Here is an 18,516-nt window from a genome sequence, read left to right as displayed (position 1 = left end):
CCTGTTTATTTACTCGACACGGTGGCGGAATTCGCCGCGGAGGCGAATTTCTCCAGTGCTTCCACCAACAATGAACGACGACAAGCCAGGTTAATGCGTAAGTAACCTTCTCCTTGTTTGCCGAATACCGAACCATCGGAAAACGCGACGCCCGCTTGCTCGAACATGAGTTGCTTGAGCACTTGAGGTTTATCCGAGATCGCCGTGCAGTCCAACCATACTAAGTAGGTGCCCTCGGGCTTGATTACCTTCACTTGAGGTAAATGCTTCCCGACGAAATCCACCAAGGCGTTTAGATTTCCCTCTAAATAGACGAGTAACTGATCTAGCCATTGTTCGCCGTGCGTATAGCTGCTTTCGATCGCGGTCAAGCCGAAATAACTTTCCATATGGATCGACAGCGTTCTAAGCAACGCATTATACTTACGCCGTATTTCCTCGTTAGGAATAATGACGGAGGCGGCTTGCAGACCGGCTAAGTTAAACGTTTTGCTCGGCGCGATACAAGTGACGGAGTTCTGCGCGAATTCATCCGATAGCGAAGCGTACGGCACATGCTTGTAACCGGAGAATACGAGATCGTGATGAATCTCGTCGGCTACGACCAGTAAACCGTATTTCGTGCAAATCTCTCCGATGCGCACCAGTTCTTCGCGTTTCCATACACGGCCGCCCGGGTTATGAGGAGAGCATAACAATAGCATCTTCGCTCCGTCTTTCGCTTGCTGCTCCAACAGATCGAAATTTATCGTGTATTGACCGTCTTTCAAAATCAGCGCGTTGTCTACAACGTTACGTCCGTTCGCTTTGATCACGTCATAGAACGGATAGTAAACCGGCGATTGCAAAATGATACCGTCGCCCGGCTCCGTAAATGCCAGCACCATAAGGCTTAGCGCGGGAACGACGCCAGGACTGGAACTGATCCAATCCTGTTCGATCGTCCAGCCATGCCGTCTCGACAACCAACCGATAATTGCATCGTAGAACGATTGCGTACGAACCGTATAGCCATAGATACCTTGTTCCGCTCTGCGGGTAATCGCCTCGACGACTTCCTTCGGCGCTTCGAAATCCATGTCCGCAACCCACAGCGGCAAAATATCCGGACGGCCGAACAGTTTCTCCGACTGATCCCATTTATAAGAAGCCGTACCCGTCCGATCGATTATTTTGTCAAAATCGTATTTCATCGTCGTTTCCCTCCGATCCGGATTATCCGTTTATTTCACGCTCAGCGGCTTCGATCGCTTGCTTGAGATCGTTCATAATATCGTCGACATGCTCGAGTCCTACCGAGAAACGAAGCAACCGATCGTCCACTCCGACGGCCTGGCGGATTTCAAGGGGGATATCCGCGTGCGTCTGCACGGCCGGATAAGTCATTAGCGACTCCGCGCCTCCTAAGCTTTCCGCGAAAGCGATCAGCTTAATATGACGAAGGATCGGTTCGATCGTGCGGGCATCTTTCATTTTGAAGGAGAAAATACCGGTGTTGCCCGAAGATTGCGCGTTCTGTATTTCGTGTCCGGGATGATGAGGAAGGGCCGGATAATAGACTTCATCCACAGAAGGATGAATTTTCAGCCATGCCGCGAGTCTAGTCGCGTTATATTGATGACGCTCCATACGAAGGGCTAGCGTCTTCATTCCCCTCATCAGCAACCAGGAATCCTGAGGTCCGAGCACGGCACCGATCGAATTGTGAAGGAAAGCGACATCGGCCGATAACTTCTCGCCCTTGGTCACGATCAATCCCGCCAACACATCGTTGTGGCCGCCCAAATATTTTGTCGCGCTGTGGATGACGATATCCGCCCCAAGCTCTATCGGACGTTGGAAGAACGGCGTTAGCAACGTGTTGTCCACGATCGTGAGAAGCCCTTTTTGTTTCGCCCATGCGGCTACTTTCGCGATATCCGTAACCATCATCAACGGGTTGGTCGGCGTCTCGATCAGGACCGCTTTCGTGTTCGGCTTCCTGTGGGACTCCAGCGCATCGAGATCGTTCGTATCGATGTAAGAAGCCGTCACGCCGAAACGCGACATGACTTGCTCGAGCAGACGGTATGTACCGCCATATAAGTCAAGGGAAACTAATAGATGGTCGCCTTGGCTGAACAGCGAGAAAATGATTTGCAGCGCTGCCATGCCCGAACTCGTCGCGAACCCGGCGTCGCCGCTTTCGAGATCGGCCGCTGCGGTTTCGAGAACGGCCCGGGTCGGACTCTTGGAGCGAGAATAATCGAATCCCGTGCTTTTCCCAAGCTGGGGATGGCGGAATGCGGTCGATTGGTAGATCGGGAAGCTGACCGCTCCGGTTTGCGGATCGTTGATCGATCCGATTTGGGCTAAACGGCTTTCGATGTTCATTGTGTTTCATATCCTCCCTATCGCAACGTGGTCTGGTTAGCCTTCGCTTTGCCAAGCTCGAACGGCGTAGCTTGATAAACATAATAATTCAGCCAATTAGAGAACAGCAGGTTGGCGTGCGCGCGCCAAGTCGAAACCGGAATTTTCGAAGGGTCGTTATTCGGATAATAGTTCTTAGGCACGTCGATGCGCAACCCTTTCGCTTTATCGCGATCGTATTCCCATTTCAAAGAAGGGGCATCGTATTCGGAATGGCCGGTGACGAAAATTTGCTTGCCGTCGGAAGTCGCGGCGATATACACGCCGGCTTCCTCGGACTCGGACCATATTTCCAAGTCCGCGACATTATCGACATCCGACTTCAGCACTTCCGTATGACGGGACTGCGGTACGTAGAACATCTCGTCGAAGCCTCTCAGCAAAGGGACGTTCGGCTTGGAAATTCCATGCGGATATACGCCGAACATTTTCTCGGGCAGATCGTATTTCGGCACCCCGAAATGATGATACAGTCCCGCTTGGGCGCCCCAACAAATATGAAACGTCGAAGTGACGTTGCCGACCGTCCAATCCATGATTTCCTTCAATTCGTCCCAGTAAGTGACTTCCTCGAACGGAAGATGCTCGACGGGAGCCCCGGTTATGATAAAACCGTCGTATTGCTCGTCTTTGATATCGTCGAACGTTTTATAGAAGCTGGCCAGATGGTCGGCTGAGGTATTCTTGGAATGATGCGTCTTCGGATGCAGCAATACCGCTTCCAGTTGTAGCGGAGTGTTGCCGATCAAGCGCAACAGTTGGGTTTCCGTCGTTTCCTTCGTCGGCATTAAATTCAAGATCGCGATTCGCAGCGGGCGAATATCCTGACGGTAAGCGACGCTTTCATCCATGACGAATATATTCTCTCCTGCTAATATTTCCTTGGCCGGCAGATTATCCGGTACTTTGATCGGCATGTTCATTCCTCCTGATTACGTCAAAATGTACAACAAAAAACGACCCCAAATGAGATAGGGTCGTGTAGCAGATCGTACGCGCGCCCCTCTCATCTGTCAGAAACGTTAAGTTTCCGCAAGATTTAGCACCGTGCGTATAATAAAATACGTCGGTTGCCGGGCTTCATAGGGCTAGTCCCTCCGCCTGCTCTTGATAAGATGGCCATTTCTATTCGATTGTGGGGAAAACTATCCTTAATGTACCCGAAAAACCGAAGGGAGTCAAGGTGTGAACCGCCCAATGGCTTCGACATATTTTCTCCTTGAAAGGTACGGGGGTGAGGATTATACTTAACACGTTAATAGCGACTTATCATTATCTGATTATAAAGGGGGGAGCCGGACATGGAAGGCGATAAACCCAAGCCCTGTGGCAATCGCATGAATAACGCAGGATGGAAACCTTCGGGGGGGACTATTTCTTTGTCCGGCTTCTTCGGCTAAGATTTCTTTCTCGTGGAGAGCGTCCTGCATGAACCAGATCGGACATGCAAAGGAGCAAATCCCATGAAAATCAGATTGGTAAACAACGGCATTTTTACGACTATCGACAGTATTAACGATACGCTTATTCCGCCTAAGAGCGGCTTCTATTGGATCGACGCGGACGTAGACGATCTCATCGTCCTTCAACCTTTATTCGGGCTGCACGACTTGGCCGTCGAAGACTGCTTGATGGAAGAGGAACAACGTCCCAAACTCGAAATTTACGAAAATCAATACTTCCTCGTGATCAATAGCATTCGGTTCGACGACGAGGAAATTTTCTTGCGTGCCTTGAACATGTTTCTTGGACGCCACTATTTAATTACGGTAACCCGCCAGAAGATCAACGAACTCCGCAGCGTCAAACCGATTCTGTGGGAGCAAGAGGTCAATTCGGCGGATCGGTTCCTCTACCACCTGGTCGACATTGTCGTCGATAACTATCTTACCGTCGGCGACCGAATCGAAGCCCGGATCGAGAGTCTTGAGGAGGATATCCTCATGCATACGAAGAAATCCCACCTGACCGAGATCATCGGACTCCGAAGCGAGATTCTATGGCTGAAGAAAGTGCTCGGTCCGCAGCGCGAACTGATCGCGACGTTAAACAAGAAAGACCTGCGGCTTATCGATAATGAACTGCAGAAATATTTCGGCGACATCCACGAGAATGCCGTCAAAATATACGAAACGTTCGAAACCTATCGCGATCTCATGGCGAACTTGCGCGAAGCCTATCAATCCAGCCTTGCGAGCCGGGCCAATGAAATCATGCGCGTATTCACCGCGCTGACGACGATCTTCATGCCTTTAACGTTCATTACCGGCATTTACGGAATGAATTTCGACTATATCCCGGGAATGCATTTCGATTTCGGCTCCGTTGTGTTAATCGGATGCATGGCCGTTATCGGGTTCGGAATGTTTTACTTCTTTCGCAAGAAAGATTGGTTGTGATCGGCATTGGATGATGATGAATTTATCTGAGGGAGAATTCCGGCAGTTTCGCGGAAACTCCCTCTTTCTCATGTCCGAAAACGTCAGTTCCCCCTTATGATTTTGACGGCGTGTTTGCCTTGCGTTACCGGTTGCTTCATCGTCATTAGAATGCGATAGACCGTATCTCCCCAGTTTACGCGCAACCGTTCATCCACGATTTCGATCTGCTCGCTCTTAGCTACCAAAGCTTCCGCATCGTACGTAACCGTTACTCGTTTGTTCGGCGCATACTCGAGCTCGATTGCGCCATCAGCCGCGATAATCGGCTTTAACGGCGTCATCAGGCTGTAATAAAGATCGGCAGCCGGATCGCGAAGCCGGAAATCGTCGATAATCTCGACGTACCCTCGTCCTTCTCGCGAAAGTCTGAAGGTTCGCTGCCATTTTTCGATCCCTGCTTCGTCGGGGTAAGCTCCCTCGATTCGTAACTTCATCTCCGCCTGACCGGCATCCCCGGTAAATGCGGCATCCTCTCCTCGGAATTGCCGCCCATCTTGCTGACCGATCCCCCTTACCGTCGGCAAATTGTGATATTCCGACTTCAGATACCATAACTCATACCTCTGCGGACTGAACGTTTGCACCCGGTATTCTTCGGTTCCCAGATCGATGAGTACGGGTAAGCCATCCGCGTATACGATAAAATGTCCGACATCGTTATGATTATGCGATTCGGCGTTATGGCCGCCTTTGGCGGCGATGAACAACCCTTCATCCCCCTTCTGCCGAGCGGACATCACTTGCGAATGGGCCATCCATGCCTCCGGAACGTTAGGCGGCGATGCTTCGGCGTCCTTCCTTTCCCGTTCCTGGAACAAATTCCGCAGATGCCGGAAAATCGAAAACCAATCATGAAGCGGCGGTTCCGTTTCCGGCAAACTCGCTCCTAGCCGGATTAAATTATCATCCTGAATATCCCGACCGAAACCGTACACGACGTCGCCTTCCGGTCTGACGAGCGCATCCCCATCGGCGAAATTGACGTAATAAGGTCCGGCAATGTGTGCCTTGTACAAATAAGCCCCGATATCCTTGACGATTCGTTCCCCGAAAATATCGATCCGGCCGCCGGAAGCTTGATGCAGCAGATCCAAACAATCGTATAGGGAACCGCCCGATTTCCCCCAATACATCGGTCCTTCATCGCAGCAGCCGTCGGGCGGATAGGTTTCAAGAAATACGTCCAAGCTTCGCATGATCTTGCCAACGGCCTCGTTCCGAGATTCCGAATCCCGTTCCAGAAGAAGAAAACCCATCAGCGCGTTACCGTTGCACCAAGGATTCCAATTGTTTACGCGGTGACCCGGGGCGAACCCCATCCACCAATAATCGTCCCGCCGCGCATAGGGCTTCAACAAGCGATCGTTTACTTCCCGTTCTATACGAAGGGAGATCCGCGGACTGATCTCGTCGAATCTGCACTTGAGCAAGTATCTCGTCCAGATCAATAAAGCCGCCGTCTCGCTGCTAAACAACTCCACCTGATGATCTGCGCTATCGTGCAAGCTCTCTTGCGATCCCGGTCGAATAATCGCTCCGTTCATCTGGGGCGGCATCCAAGTCGTTTCTTCGCAAATGCTCATGACTCCGTCTACGATCTGATCCAAGAACCGTCCACTGTACTCGATGCATTCCGCGAGCACCAAAGTACCGAGTATCGTCCTTCTCTCCCAATAAGAGTAGTTATAACCTACGAATGTTCCATCCCGGCGATAGGACAAATATTGCGAAGCTTTCAAAGCAGGCCAAGCATAATCGATGTATCTCTCCGCAAGGGAAAGCCACCGGAGGCGGGACTCGGTCGTTACGGCCGTCCAAGCATCGCGATCTTCCGCATGCGGGTAAGGATGGAATTCATCGAGAGGCAGCAGCCATTGTTTCCCTTCCTCTTTCAGGCGGTCGAACCGTTCAGTCAGCATGGTTTCCATAGGCAGGATCGTTTCGCATCCCGTGCCTCCTTTGAAATATTTCACATTTTGAAGTGGACATTAGAACTTCTGATACGTTTTGACCATAATTTTACTGATTGAGGAATTTAAAGCAATACAAAAAAATCCCCGACTCCGGTTGAGGAGGCGAGGATTTATCGTAATCGTTCTGGCAGCTTTCTATACCGCGGATTGTTTGACGCGACGATGACGAATCCGCATCATGCGAAGCTTCTCGTACTGCCGTTCGACCTCTTCATCGTTCGATCCGATCTCGCCGTAGATTTGCTGCAGCAACGGCTTCAAATAACGGTCTCCCAATTGCTGAATAGCCGTCTCGTACTGCTCGTTTTCCTCAGGAGTGACTTCAAGCAGTTCCCGTTCGACTACAGGCAGCACGTCGTAACCTTCTTCGTCCAACCTTTCGATCCTTTCCAGCAATTTACGCCGAGGGCATTTCAGCTCTTCTTCCAGTTGTCCGAGATTCCGGCCTTCTCGAATGCCGTTCAGCAATGAACGTTTCTCCTTTACAACGGTTAAAGCTTTGCCGTATTTATCCTCTTTCATATGGAACATCCATTCGGAAAGTTGCACATCGCTGACGGCTAGAGATACCCATTCTTGCAACGGATAAGTGTGGGTTCTATCTACGCCCTTAAGCAAAGAAATGATTTCGTCACCGTAGCGTTCGATCTTAATCTTCCCGAATCCGGGAATTTGTTGAAGTTCCTCTAACGTATGAGGCAAGAATACAGCTAACGTCTGCAGCTCTCGATTCGTTGCAATGAGATATGCGGATTTCTTCTCTTCGACGGATTTGGCTCTCCTCCACTTACGTAAATCGGCAACCACCGTCTCCGCGTCTTGCGAATCCGCATAACATTGGAGCAGTTGCGGGAAAGCCGGTCGGCGTTCCCAGAATGGCGTTTCCTCCAACATACCATCCAAAAGCGGCCTAAAACCTAACTTCATCTTGCTCGCTACCCCATGACGAAACGCGGCAAGCAACTCCTCCCAACTCATGCCTTCGTACCAAATGTCCTCGACTTCCGACGTTCCAAGCTGGATCGCCCTCCACCCTGCGCTCCAAATCCCTTGCAACTCCCCGATGAATACTTGCGCTCTGTCCTCCGCCTGACCCGTTACCCGTTCGAACTGATTCAAAAACACGACCTGCATCTTGACTTCCTCCTTAAACCGCCCATGCGGCATAGTATATGGATGTTCAAGCAGCAATGCCGGCCTGCCTCGGAACGCAAAAAAACACCTCCCGCCGGACGGCGATGAGGTGCTTCTTCTATTTTGGGGTGTTTTGACTATTCAATGCTAACCAAGAATGTCTACGTATCAAGGTTTTTGTGCTCTAACTGACATGATGAAATCACCATTATTGTGGGCAGGCGTGGGCAAAATGTGGGCAAGTGCAAATCACTCTGGAGATCAATCTCTGGAGTTTTCTTTTTCTTGAACCCAATTATAAAATCTTATCGTGTTCAATATCTTATTTTCGACTCCCCAGTCGTTAATACTTTTTTTATGCATTTCAAACTTTGATCTGATATCTATTTTTTCCAACCTATTCATCTTACTTAATAACTGCAATCCTGTCGGCCAATTCAAACACGGTTGTTCGCACATTTCACCACTCTTATTTGGAACTTTGTAATCCACTATGTGATTATGACTTCTTAATAGTTCTATTTCTTTCGAATTATAAAGTTCATCTAGTTTCAATACTTCAGGGTCTATAACCACTCCCGACCAATCCTGTTTCTTTTCGATATTATACGCTTTAACGATTCCCTTGCCATATAAATATTGTCTTTTATCTTGTTTTATTGATATAGGTCCACATGAAATGCCGCCCCTGATTGGAACTCCATCGTACATAAGTGCAGCACTCAATATATTCACAATCATAATAAAACCAACAAAACTTAATGCATTCTTATCACCAGTCCAAATTATTATACTGTCCGATAAAGTTAGAAAGCTTATTTGCACGTCATCATATTTCAGATCTCTCAAAGTTTTATTTACATTTTTCTCAGCTCTCAAAACATTCCTTTCAATTACGCTTTCGATTATTTTTTCAAGATCATTATGACTATTACTATTGACCATGTCTCTAAACCCTAGAATATCCAAAAAAGCTATAAACTTTTCATCTCCCATGATAACCCTCCTATGAACTTCACTATGTGACTATTCGACATGCTAACCCCTATACCTTTCGGTAGTTTCACAACGCTCTGCAAGCCAATCAGACAACGATCGATCCGCCAATTTAACAAGTAATTTTTTGTCGCGAGATGAAAGTTCTACACGGACGACCTTGTCAGCAATTGCAGACTGTAGGTTCTTAGGAGCTCTAGCGATTTGTCCTGCTTGGGTAGAATTTATAGAGCGCTCTATAATTTTTTGTTGGATTGGCACATCCAATTGAAGGAGAGACAGTCTTAAATTAACCCAATTTTGTGACTTGCCGAATTCCTTTGAAACCCTGTCCTGCGTCCACCCAAACCGTTCCAACATCTCCCGGATTCCCTCTGCCTCTTCGATCTCCGAATATCATAATAATCCTCAGTGAAGCGGATATAGCCTTGCTGGGAGCCTGTCGCATCGCTTGGCAGTTAGATACCACCTCTATCGGAGACTCAGAAACGTTGATCAGCTAACACATTTCAACCTACAGACAGCGCGCATGAAGTATCAGCTAGCGGATTCGGATTCTTAGGCGCATTACTCAACTGTTTGAAGATCCTTCTTGACCTCGCACAGTTCCCTGACCGTCATGTCCTCAGCTTTCTTCGATTTACCGGTTGAGGGAATATCATGTGCCTGTCCGAGGAACTCTGAACGGTCAATTGATTCCGGCAGAGAGAGCATTTCGAACAATTTCCCGCTAGGAAGATGTTCCGATGTCGGAACATTTGAAAATTGATTGAACGCTTGAATTAGGTTCCAAGCAGTAGTCTTCGGAATGTCTATCGATTCAAGCCAGCTTAACCATTGCCCATGTGCTAAATCATTTTCCTTCACATGCTTCAACCGCTTACCGATTTCGAAAACTGCTTGTCCTGCGACTTGCATAAAGCTGTTGATCTCTGTGTTGATAACCGATAGGTCAGTAGATAAGAATAAAAGCACCCGAGGGTGCTAGGATTGGTTCATATGCAATTGTAAGTCATTAAGAATTGATTTTAATGCTTCATTTTCATCATCAAGATTAATAACGAACCACGGAATCCTTTTGCCCTTAGATTCTTCTGATGCCTTTGCTTTGAAAATGCCCGTCCCAAGTTTATATATGCTGATTTCCCAATTCCATTCAGTCGTTACCGTACCCGATCCTCCAAATGGTTTTACGCTCTCCAGAAGAATTGCATAATTTTTTACTTCGTGAAATATGGAACTCATAATAACACCTCCTTAGTCATACTTCGACAGCAGGAAGGCATTTCCTTTTATTCTAATTCAGCACTCATCCTGCTTGTTCCGAACCTCATCAACGTGAATTGACCCACGAAGTGGCTCAAGACAATGGACTGATAACACTCTGCTGATATCCTCATCTCTTGCTCATCAATCACTAGCTGCGAGCCTCTGGTAATAATCCGAATGTTCTATTCAATAGAAAAACGATCCGTGAATAGATCGCTATTCTAAGCATTTAATTATTTTTTGTTCAATTGCTGTGAGTCTTAGGAATAACCTACGATCACGGCCGATAAGACTGATCTCCTAATAGAATTACTTTTTCCTTTGACGCCATCCAGTATGCAACTAAGGATGCAAACGCAAAAACAGAATATGAAATAGGATTTTCGGATTGCCTGAGACCCTCGATAAGGATAATGTATATTTACAGTAAGATCCCCATCCTTTCGGGAACCATTCGCTCGACCTGTTTTACTTATGATCCTCTATTCATATTAATCCCACATCCCAAGAATATTAGTAACTTTGATTTTCCAATTTCCTGTATGTGTGACTCTTTCGAAATTTTTATCATTACTACTCAGCAGTTGTGTTCGACTCAATCGGGTAAGTTCTTTCCAATCTTCATTAAAAATATATATGGCATTTCCAAACCAAACATTTTCCAAGATAACTTTTTTATCATTTATGACAGCACCAAAATATTTACTAAATCTATTTTCACCAACGATGTACTGCGTCGGTTTCAGTGACTCAAAAAATTCAATCCGTTCAATAATCAGTTGTTTTGTTTCTTCAGAAGGTGATCTTAACCTCATAAGTATTTGTTCTACGTTAGAATTGATGTTTTTCTGACCAGGCGGTAGCAGTTCCCACTTAACATATAAAGTTGATATGTACTGCTCATTCGTAGCATCCGCACTAAATATATTGCTTACACCTGTGTTCTCCATAAATAAGTTAATATGAAACAATAATTCCTTTTCAAACGATGGGTCATCCTTCTTTAGCTGTGTATCCAAACTGAATTTTATAGTTAGTGTTGTTTCATTTTCTTCTAACTTTTCTAGATTGATATTTATGTTTTTTTCATACCAGTGCTCTTTTTGTCTTACTAGTTTTGTCCAACTCATTTCGTGAGAACCTTTACTCCAATCTCCGAAATTAGGGACTTGGCCAGCTGAATAAGTCTTACTTATCTTAGGGAGATCCTTTCGAACAAACGTTCTCCCTTCTTTGTTATACTTTGAATACCTTCCATTCTCTTTAGAAGGCAATACAGAATCCTCGATCTGAATCGAATCATTAATAAATTCTATTCCAATGTGACTATAAACTCCCTGTTTAATTTCTGATACTGGAATTTGTTTTACAGCCCCTACTACTAGTTCATTAGACTCCAGCTCTTCCACCTTTTTCAGTAAGTCTGTAGACAATTTAAACACATTCTTTTTCCAAGGTCTCTTCATATTTGTATCCTCCAATTCTTCTTATAATTTTGATGCTGATGGTTTATTGTCTCTTGCATCAATGATGAAAGCTTTAACTTTAGCTCCGTTATCTTCGCTTATTTTTTCAGCCAATTGCTTAATACGTTCCGCTTTATCGAGCTCATCATCTTTTTGGACAATGACCATATAGAAGCCATGGGTAATACCCTCACCTTTGAGATATTGAAGCAATTGTTTTTGTAATCCATCGTAAAACTTACTATTACTAGCTCTTTTGACCTCGAGGAGAACTCGATGTTGAAATCCTTCTGTAAACTTAAAATCTACTGGACCTCTCCCAATGTCTACTTCACGTGAAATATCAATATTGTTAGCATAGCAATAGTGTTTTACAACTCCTAGAAATAATAATTGAGAGGCTTCTTCTATCTTCGGTTTTTTAACTATCCCTTCATTCCATAATAGTTTATATCCTGAGTTGTCTATTATGAAAGTTTCAAAGATTCTTAATAAAGCTTCTACAAATCCAGGTAGGTCTTGTTCTCCTGTTATAGGATTGATAATGAATGGAAAAGAATCACGAAACTTCTTTGACTGCTCATACCATTTATAGAATCCGTATATATCCTTTTCTAAATCATATGGTATTGAATCTCGACCCTCATTGAACTCAACATACTTTTCGACAAAGCTAGGATTATTTCTAGCGATATTAATAATATCTTCTTTTCTAATTTTGCTTTTAACTTCAAAATTTAAATCATTTCTAAGTGTAAAATTTTCATTTTCCCAAGCCCAAGTTAGAAAATCCTCAGAATTTATTGTGGAAAGATGTCTTAACACCTTTTCTGGCACAAGCAGGATGGGACGTGGCCTTTCAGTAAACGGATTAATTGGAAGTTCAACAATATTGCTCTCCCAACGAAGATATTCAAAGTTAAAATCAGAGTTTCTCACTCGTACTCTTTGAGTAGGGATCTTGTGCCTTTTACATATTTCCAGAGTGTAATCAATTAACTCTCTTTTAAGTATGTTAGCAGCAATGTCACTTATCCTATCCCGTCCTATTCCTTTACCCAGCAACGACATTTCTTCAAAATGTACCATGTCTCTGATTCCTAGACCTATTGAATCAATCATTACACTCGCAATATTTATTGAAAAACCTGGACCAGATCCTGCCCCGTCAGTATCACTTCCTGCAAAACCTAAACATAACTCACTTGCCTCTGGGAATGACAATATACTCAGTAGTTTGTTATAGGATAATGAAAAGGTATTCCCGCCACTTTTTGCAGCAAGTTCGAATGCCCTCTGAAAGAAAACAATAATCTTAGTGTGTGAATTTACAAAAAAACCTTCTTTACATTGAAAAAGTAAAAATGGATCAATAAAAAGTTTCGTATCAACGGTCAGAATGGGATCAAACCAGTCGTCAGCTTTAATTTTTTTTATTCCAAATAACTCAGAGAAAAGCATGAAGTTGTTCCTCCATATGTCATAATCTATTGTTACATATTTCGACAACAGGAAGGATTTACCTTCCGCATGTCGAAAAATGATCAAAGGAGGTGCTGTATGTTCAAGTCTGGATTTCTACTAGATACCGATGAAAAAATAACTGCTGCACTTTATAACCAAACTCCCGTTTCAGTATGGAAAAACGGCAAGCTTTATTATGAAGGTGGTCCGATCCAAGAACAGACCGAGGAAGCCGTTTATATCAATGATGGGTATTTCTTGAAAGCTACCTGTATATTCAAGATCGCTTAGGCTTGCCTGGTATTTGCCTTACGAACTTATCGTTCTCGTCATAGACCATGATACATAACCCCTTAATAGCCCCCTTTGTTTCGAAAAGTAACTTCATTGCCTCGTCTTTCGATAGCGGAACATTGATGCGTTTCCCGTTATACCCGAGGTAGTACTTCAGCCCAGGACCCCCTTAGACAAACGAAAAGGGAGTGCTGACGTTAGCCGCACTCCCATATGATTTTTTATCTCTGTTACTGTAAACTGAGTTCAACTTGAGATATAAAAATAGCAAAAATCCTCTAACAGTGTACCTAGATTATTACGAAGAACTACTTTTTATCTGTGTTGTCGTCAGCCATGTAAAACATACAACTATTACGAACGAAATTGTTTAGAACGCTATCTATCCTTAGTTTAACATGGAAATCCGTAAGCTCCTCGATCGGAGCCAGCCCGAAAGTCTCCCCGTCGAAAATTAAGTATACGGGCGTTCGATTAGCGGCGGCTTCGTAAAGGGCGTGCGTTGTGGCAAGCGGGATCATCGCGAAATCCCCAAATGTATTAATCATTTTGAAATGTGAAATGTGCTTCTTCTATATTATCAATGTTCCAAACTACTCCATCGTAAGATTTGATTAAAAATGAATAGTCATAGTTCCTGGCTTTCCAATATTCACGAACATAGACTTTGCTAATTTTGACGTTGGGATTATCACTTTCTTCAGTTTCTGGGTCCGAGAGAGCAAGACCATAAAAATCCTTGTGTTCCTTGTTGCGGTATTTTTCTTGTTTCATTTGTTTTAGTAAGATATCCGGAGAGACTCCGTTTATATAAGAATGTCTAAAATCGTTTGTGAAAAGTGAGATATATTTATTAATTGAATTAATATTAGGATTTAGCTCAAGTCTGATTTCGTAATAATCATTTATTAAGTCTATTATTTGCTTTTTTTCTTTTTCCAACGAAGTGTTACTAAAAGTTTGTTGATATTTTCTTTTATCCCCTTGGTATGTATTTCTATATGATTCGATCTTTTTTACTTTATCTCTGGGGATGAGATTCATTTTCTTCGCAGGCATATCATAACCAATAATATATTCAGGGTTAATATCCATTTTTATTAGTATCTTCTCAAGCCCATCTTCGTAAGTTACTTTTAAAAGCTCAATGTTTTTTCCATCTCTATTGTATTTATTGAAAGTTTCAACTTGTGATTGAAGTCCATATATATACACTGATAATAAAGTAACTATGAATAGAACACCTGAGATATAGAAAACACACATGTGATTATTGAAACGATCATATCTATTTATTTCGTCGTTTGCTTTATAGAAAAGTAAACTAACTATAAAGTAAAGTAAAAAAGCTACCGCGGCTGTTAGAGTAGAATCAGGAATAGAGTCCCCACTCATAGATAATAACTGAAGCCTTAATATAATTCCCATTAAAATGATGTATATTGCCATAAAGAGTGCCATTTTAAGCTGATCTAAAATACTATTGCTTGTGCGTCTTCGAAACCAGATTATTAGTTTATGATATAGGGAAATGTGTTTAACCAGGATGTAAGATAGGATAAATGGTAATAGAATAACAAGAGATTGATATATACCATTAGTTATATACAAATTGTATGACACTGGCGTTACAGTGAGTATTTTCTGAAACATAAACTGTTCTGATAAAAAGGGAGAAAATGCACCTTGAATAAATACGAAGCCAATAAGAAAAACAGCAAATGGAGCAAACCATAAATCCTTAATAAAGGTTAAAGTTCTTTGAATGCTATTCAAAATTATTCCTCCAAGAATACAAGATAATGTTTCAACAATATTCGACAGTTTAACAGGATTTCCCTGCAAAAAAAGCCCGTCAGCCGAAGCCAACGGGCTAATCTACTATGGATTTACAACATCATACTCGTCCACATCGAATGTAAGGATTTTATCGAAGATCACGTATTCACTCCGGGCTTTGAACGGTCCTTTGTTCCACGTCTTCACGAATTTGTATTTAGCTGGACCGCTACCAGCATCTTTAGCATCATACCATGAGATGAATGCGTTAAGTTCAGTAGCGCTAAGATCGTATTCCTTAATTTGACCGCCGGATATGTAGACCGTGAGGAGTGCACGTCCGGGGTTTGGCGGAGCTATGGGAGTTGCAGATGCTTCATTTGATAGTGTGCTCTCGCCAATGACATTAACAGCTACAACAACGTAATAATACGTAGTGCCGATTGTAACATTAGGGTCAGTATAGAATGTGTTAGTCACATTAGTTGCAATAGTTGTATATGGCCCACCTGATGACGTTGATCTTTTTAGTGTATAGTTTGTCACACCGACTGTAGAAGTCCATGACAAGTCAACCACGCTATTACCGCCGGTTGCGCTAAGATTAATTGGCGCCTGTGGACGAGAGAAAACGTCAAACTCATATATCTTTGGATTCGAATTTTCCGTTCCTGCACAAATAAAAACGGTCTTCACTCCTGTGATAGCCCCAATATTTTGTTGAGTTCCGTCTATAACTAGATGATTACTACCGGCTAATTCAGTCCCAATACTCATAATTTGATTATTATTTTCGTCAAACGCTCTTATTGAAAACTTTCCATCGGCTTTAATTTTATAAGCGTTAAGTGTAACTGGTGAATCAAAAGTGTACCAAGCATACTGTTTCGCTTTATTTTCAGCATTGTTTCCATAGTAAAGTTGGAAGAGTGTGCCTTCGCTATTATCTGTAATTAAATTAGTTGTATTTCCTGAAGGAGTGATAACGCCGGCTATTGGGTCAATCTGACCAATTTCAAGAATCTTTCCATTCAATAATCCTTCTGAGTACGCACTTACAGACTTTATTGGAGCTGTTAATCCGATTATTAATGCGAATCCCATTAGAAATAATAAAACCTTTTTCACTTATTAACCCCCTAATATGTAATGCCCCCATTGTACGAGGAAACATAAGGAATTATAAGACTGATAATCTACTTTTTTCGACATTATACTAAAGAGTTAAAAAGGAAAATCCCGGAAATAAAAAAAGCCCGAGAGCCGAAGCCCCGGGCTAATCTTTTATGGAGAGGTCACATCGTACTCGTCGACATCGAATGTAAGAATCTTATCGAAGATAACGTACTCAGCGCGTGACTTAAACGGCCCTTTGTTCCACGTTTTTACGAACTTATATTTTGCGGGACCGCTGCCGGCATCTTTAGCGTCGAACCAGGAGATGAATGCATTAACCTCAGCCATGGATAGATCGTATTCCTTTTCAAGTCCGTTCGTCATGGTTATAGTGAGGAGCGCTCGATTTCCTTGAGCAGGTTGTTCTGGATCTTCAGGGTTAAGAATTGTCCCAGTATCATCAATGTCGATTGCATCCAGTGAAAATAGACCATTTACATCAATCTCAACATTGTGCTCAATATCTGGAAGATCTGTTTTCTCGAACACAAGGATTTGGTGATTTAAACTATTGAATTCAGAAAATGCACTATCGTATTCCCCATCGATTATTACCTTGTTGCTTTCACTATTAGGTCTATCCGTATTGTAGTTAGCTATTAACCTAAATTTCGTTCCTTTAAATTTAAACTTAACGCTCCCCTTGGTTCCAACAAATATTTTTATTGAACCTCCATAATAGGCACTGTCGTAGGTATATCCCCAAGACTCTCCAGTGTAAATAAAATTGTAATCCGTTTCATCATATCTTGTCCAACCCGTCTCAGGATTTTGTAGGACGTCGCCCACTACAGCAGCGCTCGCATTCGAAACAAATGTGAATAACATAACTGCACTAAGAACTATTGAAACAATTTTCTTGTTTATCTTATTCAAACTGCAGACCCCCTCAAAAATAATTAATCAAGCCCTATTATTGAGTTACTACATCGTACTCGTCGACACTGAAAGTAAGAATCTTATCAAATATCACGTATTCATTTCGTGCCTTAAACGGGCCTTTGTTCCATGTTTTAACGAACTTATATTTTTCAGGACCGTTACCGTTATCTTTCTCATCAACCCACGTAATAAATGAATCTAATTGCTGCTGTGAAAGATCATATTCCTTAATACTTCCATTTGTCATGGTAATAGTCAGAATTGCTTTACCGTTAGAAATGGGTTGTAAAGTTGCAGAAACTTCATTAGATAATCCGCTCTGACCGTTTGAATTTACGGCTACTACCACGTAGTAATAGGTTGTCCCGACAACAGCAGTCGTGTCTGAATATATATTGCCTGTTACATTACTTGCAATATCTGTATAGGGACCACCAACTGTAGTGCTCCTCTTAACAATATAACTAATTGCTCCGGTGACAGCATTCCAACTCAGTTTAATGTTTGAATTATGGGACTGAGCACTTAAATTACTAATTGAATCCGGAATTTCTGTGGTTGGATTTGAATCAGGATCTAATACATACCCAGAATCATCGATATCAATCGCATCCATATAAATATGATAATTTGAGTTTTCATGCGCATTTGTTATTTTTACAGTATGTATTGTGTCAGTTAAATTTAGTTTTTCAAATGCAAGTACCTGCCATACCTCCCTACCATCTCCGGCACAGCTATATGTATATTCCACCCCGTCAATCAAAACTTTCACATTGTCTGATTGATTAGCATAATAGTACATGTTTATTATTCGTAATTTAGTTCCCTTAAACTTAAACTCAACAGATTCATTTTGGAATAAAAGGTTATAGGTGTTATTAAATGCAGCTGTTGTACCTCCACTCACTCGGTTTGAAGAATATTTAATAGAGGGATCTGAGTCATCAATTCTCTTCCAGCCGCTTTCAGGTTGCAGTAATTGTTGACCAACTATAGCAGAATCTGCGAACGAGACTGATGAAAAAAGTGTTGTGATTACTACCAATAAAGCTAAAATTGTAAAACTAATTTTCTTTTTCACTATAAAGCCGCCTCCTAGTTAAGTAATGTTCCAATCATACGAGGAAAAATCAGGAATTATAAGACTGATAATCTACATTTTCCGACAGTATACTTAAGAGTTAAAAAGGAAAATCCCGGAAACTGAGGTCTCCGGGGGAATGTCAA

Annotated in this window: 17 protein-coding genes and 1 riboswitch; of the genes, 2 read left to right on the top strand and 15 right to left on the bottom strand. The window is 43.0% G+C overall.

Annotated elements, in window-relative coordinates:
• Window positions 1–5 precede the first annotated feature (5 nt).
• The 3 genes from HH215_RS33480 to metA are packed head-to-tail and all read right to left on the bottom strand — an operon-like array spanning window position 6 to window position 3,329.
• Window positions 6–1,193 carry a MalY/PatB family protein gene (locus HH215_RS33480; RefSeq protein WP_169283857.1) on the bottom strand — a complete coding sequence of 396 codons (1,188 nt, stop codon included), beginning with the start codon at window positions 1,191–1,193 and terminating at the stop codon, window positions 6–8.
• 22 nt (window positions 1,194–1,215) lie between these two features.
• A complete protein-coding gene (locus HH215_RS33475; RefSeq protein ID WP_169283856.1) occupies window positions 1,216–2,373 on the bottom strand; it encodes a PLP-dependent transferase in 1,158 nt (385 codons plus the stop codon).
• A gap of 17 nt (window positions 2,374–2,390) precedes the next feature.
• Complete coding sequence (gene metA, locus HH215_RS33470) at window positions 2,391–3,329, bottom strand: homoserine O-acetyltransferase MetA (RefSeq protein ID WP_169283855.1); 939 nt, start codon at window positions 3,327–3,329, stop codon at window positions 2,391–2,393.
• An 86-nt stretch (window positions 3,330–3,415) separates the two neighbouring features.
• Window positions 3,416–3,529, bottom strand: a riboswitch (SAM riboswitch).
• 346 nt (window positions 3,530–3,875) lie between these two features.
• Between metA and corA the strand changes: the two genes are divergently transcribed.
• On the top strand, window positions 3,876–4,811 hold the full coding sequence (corA, locus tag HH215_RS33465; protein ID WP_169283854.1) for a magnesium/cobalt transporter CorA: 936 nt from the start codon (window positions 3,876–3,878) through the stop codon (window positions 4,809–4,811).
• Between the two features lie 83 nt (window positions 4,812–4,894).
• Here the strand turns inward: corA and HH215_RS33460 are convergent, their stop codons facing one another.
• From HH215_RS33460 to HH215_RS33430, 8 genes are all read right to left on the bottom strand, one after another.
• Window positions 4,895–6,781, bottom strand: coding sequence for a heparinase II/III domain-containing protein (locus HH215_RS33460; protein ID WP_169283853.1), 1,887 nt, complete (start codon window positions 6,779–6,781; stop codon window positions 4,895–4,897).
• Between the two features lie 180 nt (window positions 6,782–6,961).
• Window positions 6,962–7,960: an HRDC domain-containing protein gene (locus tag HH215_RS33455; RefSeq protein WP_169283852.1), complete on the bottom strand. Its 999-nt coding sequence runs from the start codon at window positions 7,958–7,960 to the stop codon at window positions 6,962–6,964.
• Window positions 7,961–8,221: 261 nt separating this feature from the next.
• Window positions 8,222–8,956, bottom strand: a complete 735-nt coding sequence (locus HH215_RS33450) for a hypothetical protein (protein ID WP_169283851.1) — start codon at window positions 8,954–8,956, stop codon at window positions 8,222–8,224.
• Between the two features lie 42 nt (window positions 8,957–8,998).
• On the bottom strand, window positions 8,999–9,343 hold the full coding sequence (locus HH215_RS37205; RefSeq protein ID WP_445662482.1) for a ParB/RepB/Spo0J family partition protein: 345 nt from the start codon (window positions 9,341–9,343) through the stop codon (window positions 8,999–9,001).
• A 180-nt stretch (window positions 9,344–9,523) separates the two neighbouring features.
• Window positions 9,524–9,931 carry a DUF3102 domain-containing protein gene (locus HH215_RS33445; protein ID WP_256376665.1) on the bottom strand — a complete coding sequence of 136 codons (408 nt, stop codon included), beginning with the start codon at window positions 9,929–9,931 and terminating at the stop codon, window positions 9,524–9,526.
• Between the two features lie 9 nt (window positions 9,932–9,940).
• Window positions 9,941–10,201 (bottom strand): hypothetical protein, encoded by a 261-nt coding sequence (locus HH215_RS33440; RefSeq protein ID WP_169283849.1) that lies wholly within the window; start codon window positions 10,199–10,201, stop codon window positions 9,941–9,943.
• A gap of 515 nt (window positions 10,202–10,716) precedes the next feature.
• A complete protein-coding gene (locus HH215_RS33435) occupies window positions 10,717–11,691 on the bottom strand; it encodes a hypothetical protein (protein WP_169283848.1) in 975 nt (324 codons plus the stop codon).
• Between the two features lie 21 nt (window positions 11,692–11,712).
• Window positions 11,713–13,152 (bottom strand): DUF8370 family protein, encoded by a 1,440-nt coding sequence (locus HH215_RS33430; protein WP_169283847.1) that lies wholly within the window; start codon window positions 13,150–13,152, stop codon window positions 11,713–11,715.
• A gap of 99 nt (window positions 13,153–13,251) precedes the next feature.
• On the opposite strand from HH215_RS33430, the gene HH215_RS33425 reads away from it, so the two are divergent.
• The gene (locus HH215_RS33425) at window positions 13,252–13,446 is read left to right on the top strand and encodes a hypothetical protein (RefSeq protein ID WP_169283846.1); all 195 of its coding nucleotides are present in this window, start codon (window positions 13,252–13,254) and stop codon (window positions 13,444–13,446) included.
• A gap of 543 nt (window positions 13,447–13,989) precedes the next feature.
• Here HH215_RS33425 and HH215_RS33420 read toward each other — a convergent pair.
• From HH215_RS33420 to HH215_RS33405, 4 genes are all read right to left on the bottom strand, one after another.
• Window positions 13,990–15,225, bottom strand: a complete 1,236-nt coding sequence (locus HH215_RS33420) for a hypothetical protein (protein WP_169283845.1) — start codon at window positions 15,223–15,225, stop codon at window positions 13,990–13,992.
• Window positions 15,226–15,330: 105 nt separating this feature from the next.
• Window positions 15,331–16,356 (bottom strand): hypothetical protein, encoded by a 1,026-nt coding sequence (locus HH215_RS33415; RefSeq protein WP_169283844.1) that lies wholly within the window; start codon window positions 16,354–16,356, stop codon window positions 15,331–15,333.
• 156 nt (window positions 16,357–16,512) lie between these two features.
• On the bottom strand, window positions 16,513–17,280 hold the full coding sequence (locus HH215_RS33410) for a bacterial surface protein (protein ID WP_169283843.1): 768 nt from the start codon (window positions 17,278–17,280) through the stop codon (window positions 16,513–16,515).
• 37 nt (window positions 17,281–17,317) lie between these two features.
• Entirely contained in the window at window positions 17,318–18,370 is a 1,053-nt protein-coding gene (locus HH215_RS33405) for a fibronectin type III domain-containing protein (protein WP_169283842.1), read from the bottom strand.
• Between the last annotated feature and the right edge of the window lie 146 nt (window positions 18,371–18,516).

It is taken from the genome of Cohnella herbarum, from assembly GCF_012849095.1.
Lineage (GTDB): Bacteria > Bacillota > Bacilli > Paenibacillales > Paenibacillaceae > Cohnella > Cohnella herbarum.
Note: the sequence above shows the minus strand (reverse complement) of the source record. Positions and strands in the feature narration are given on the sequence as shown.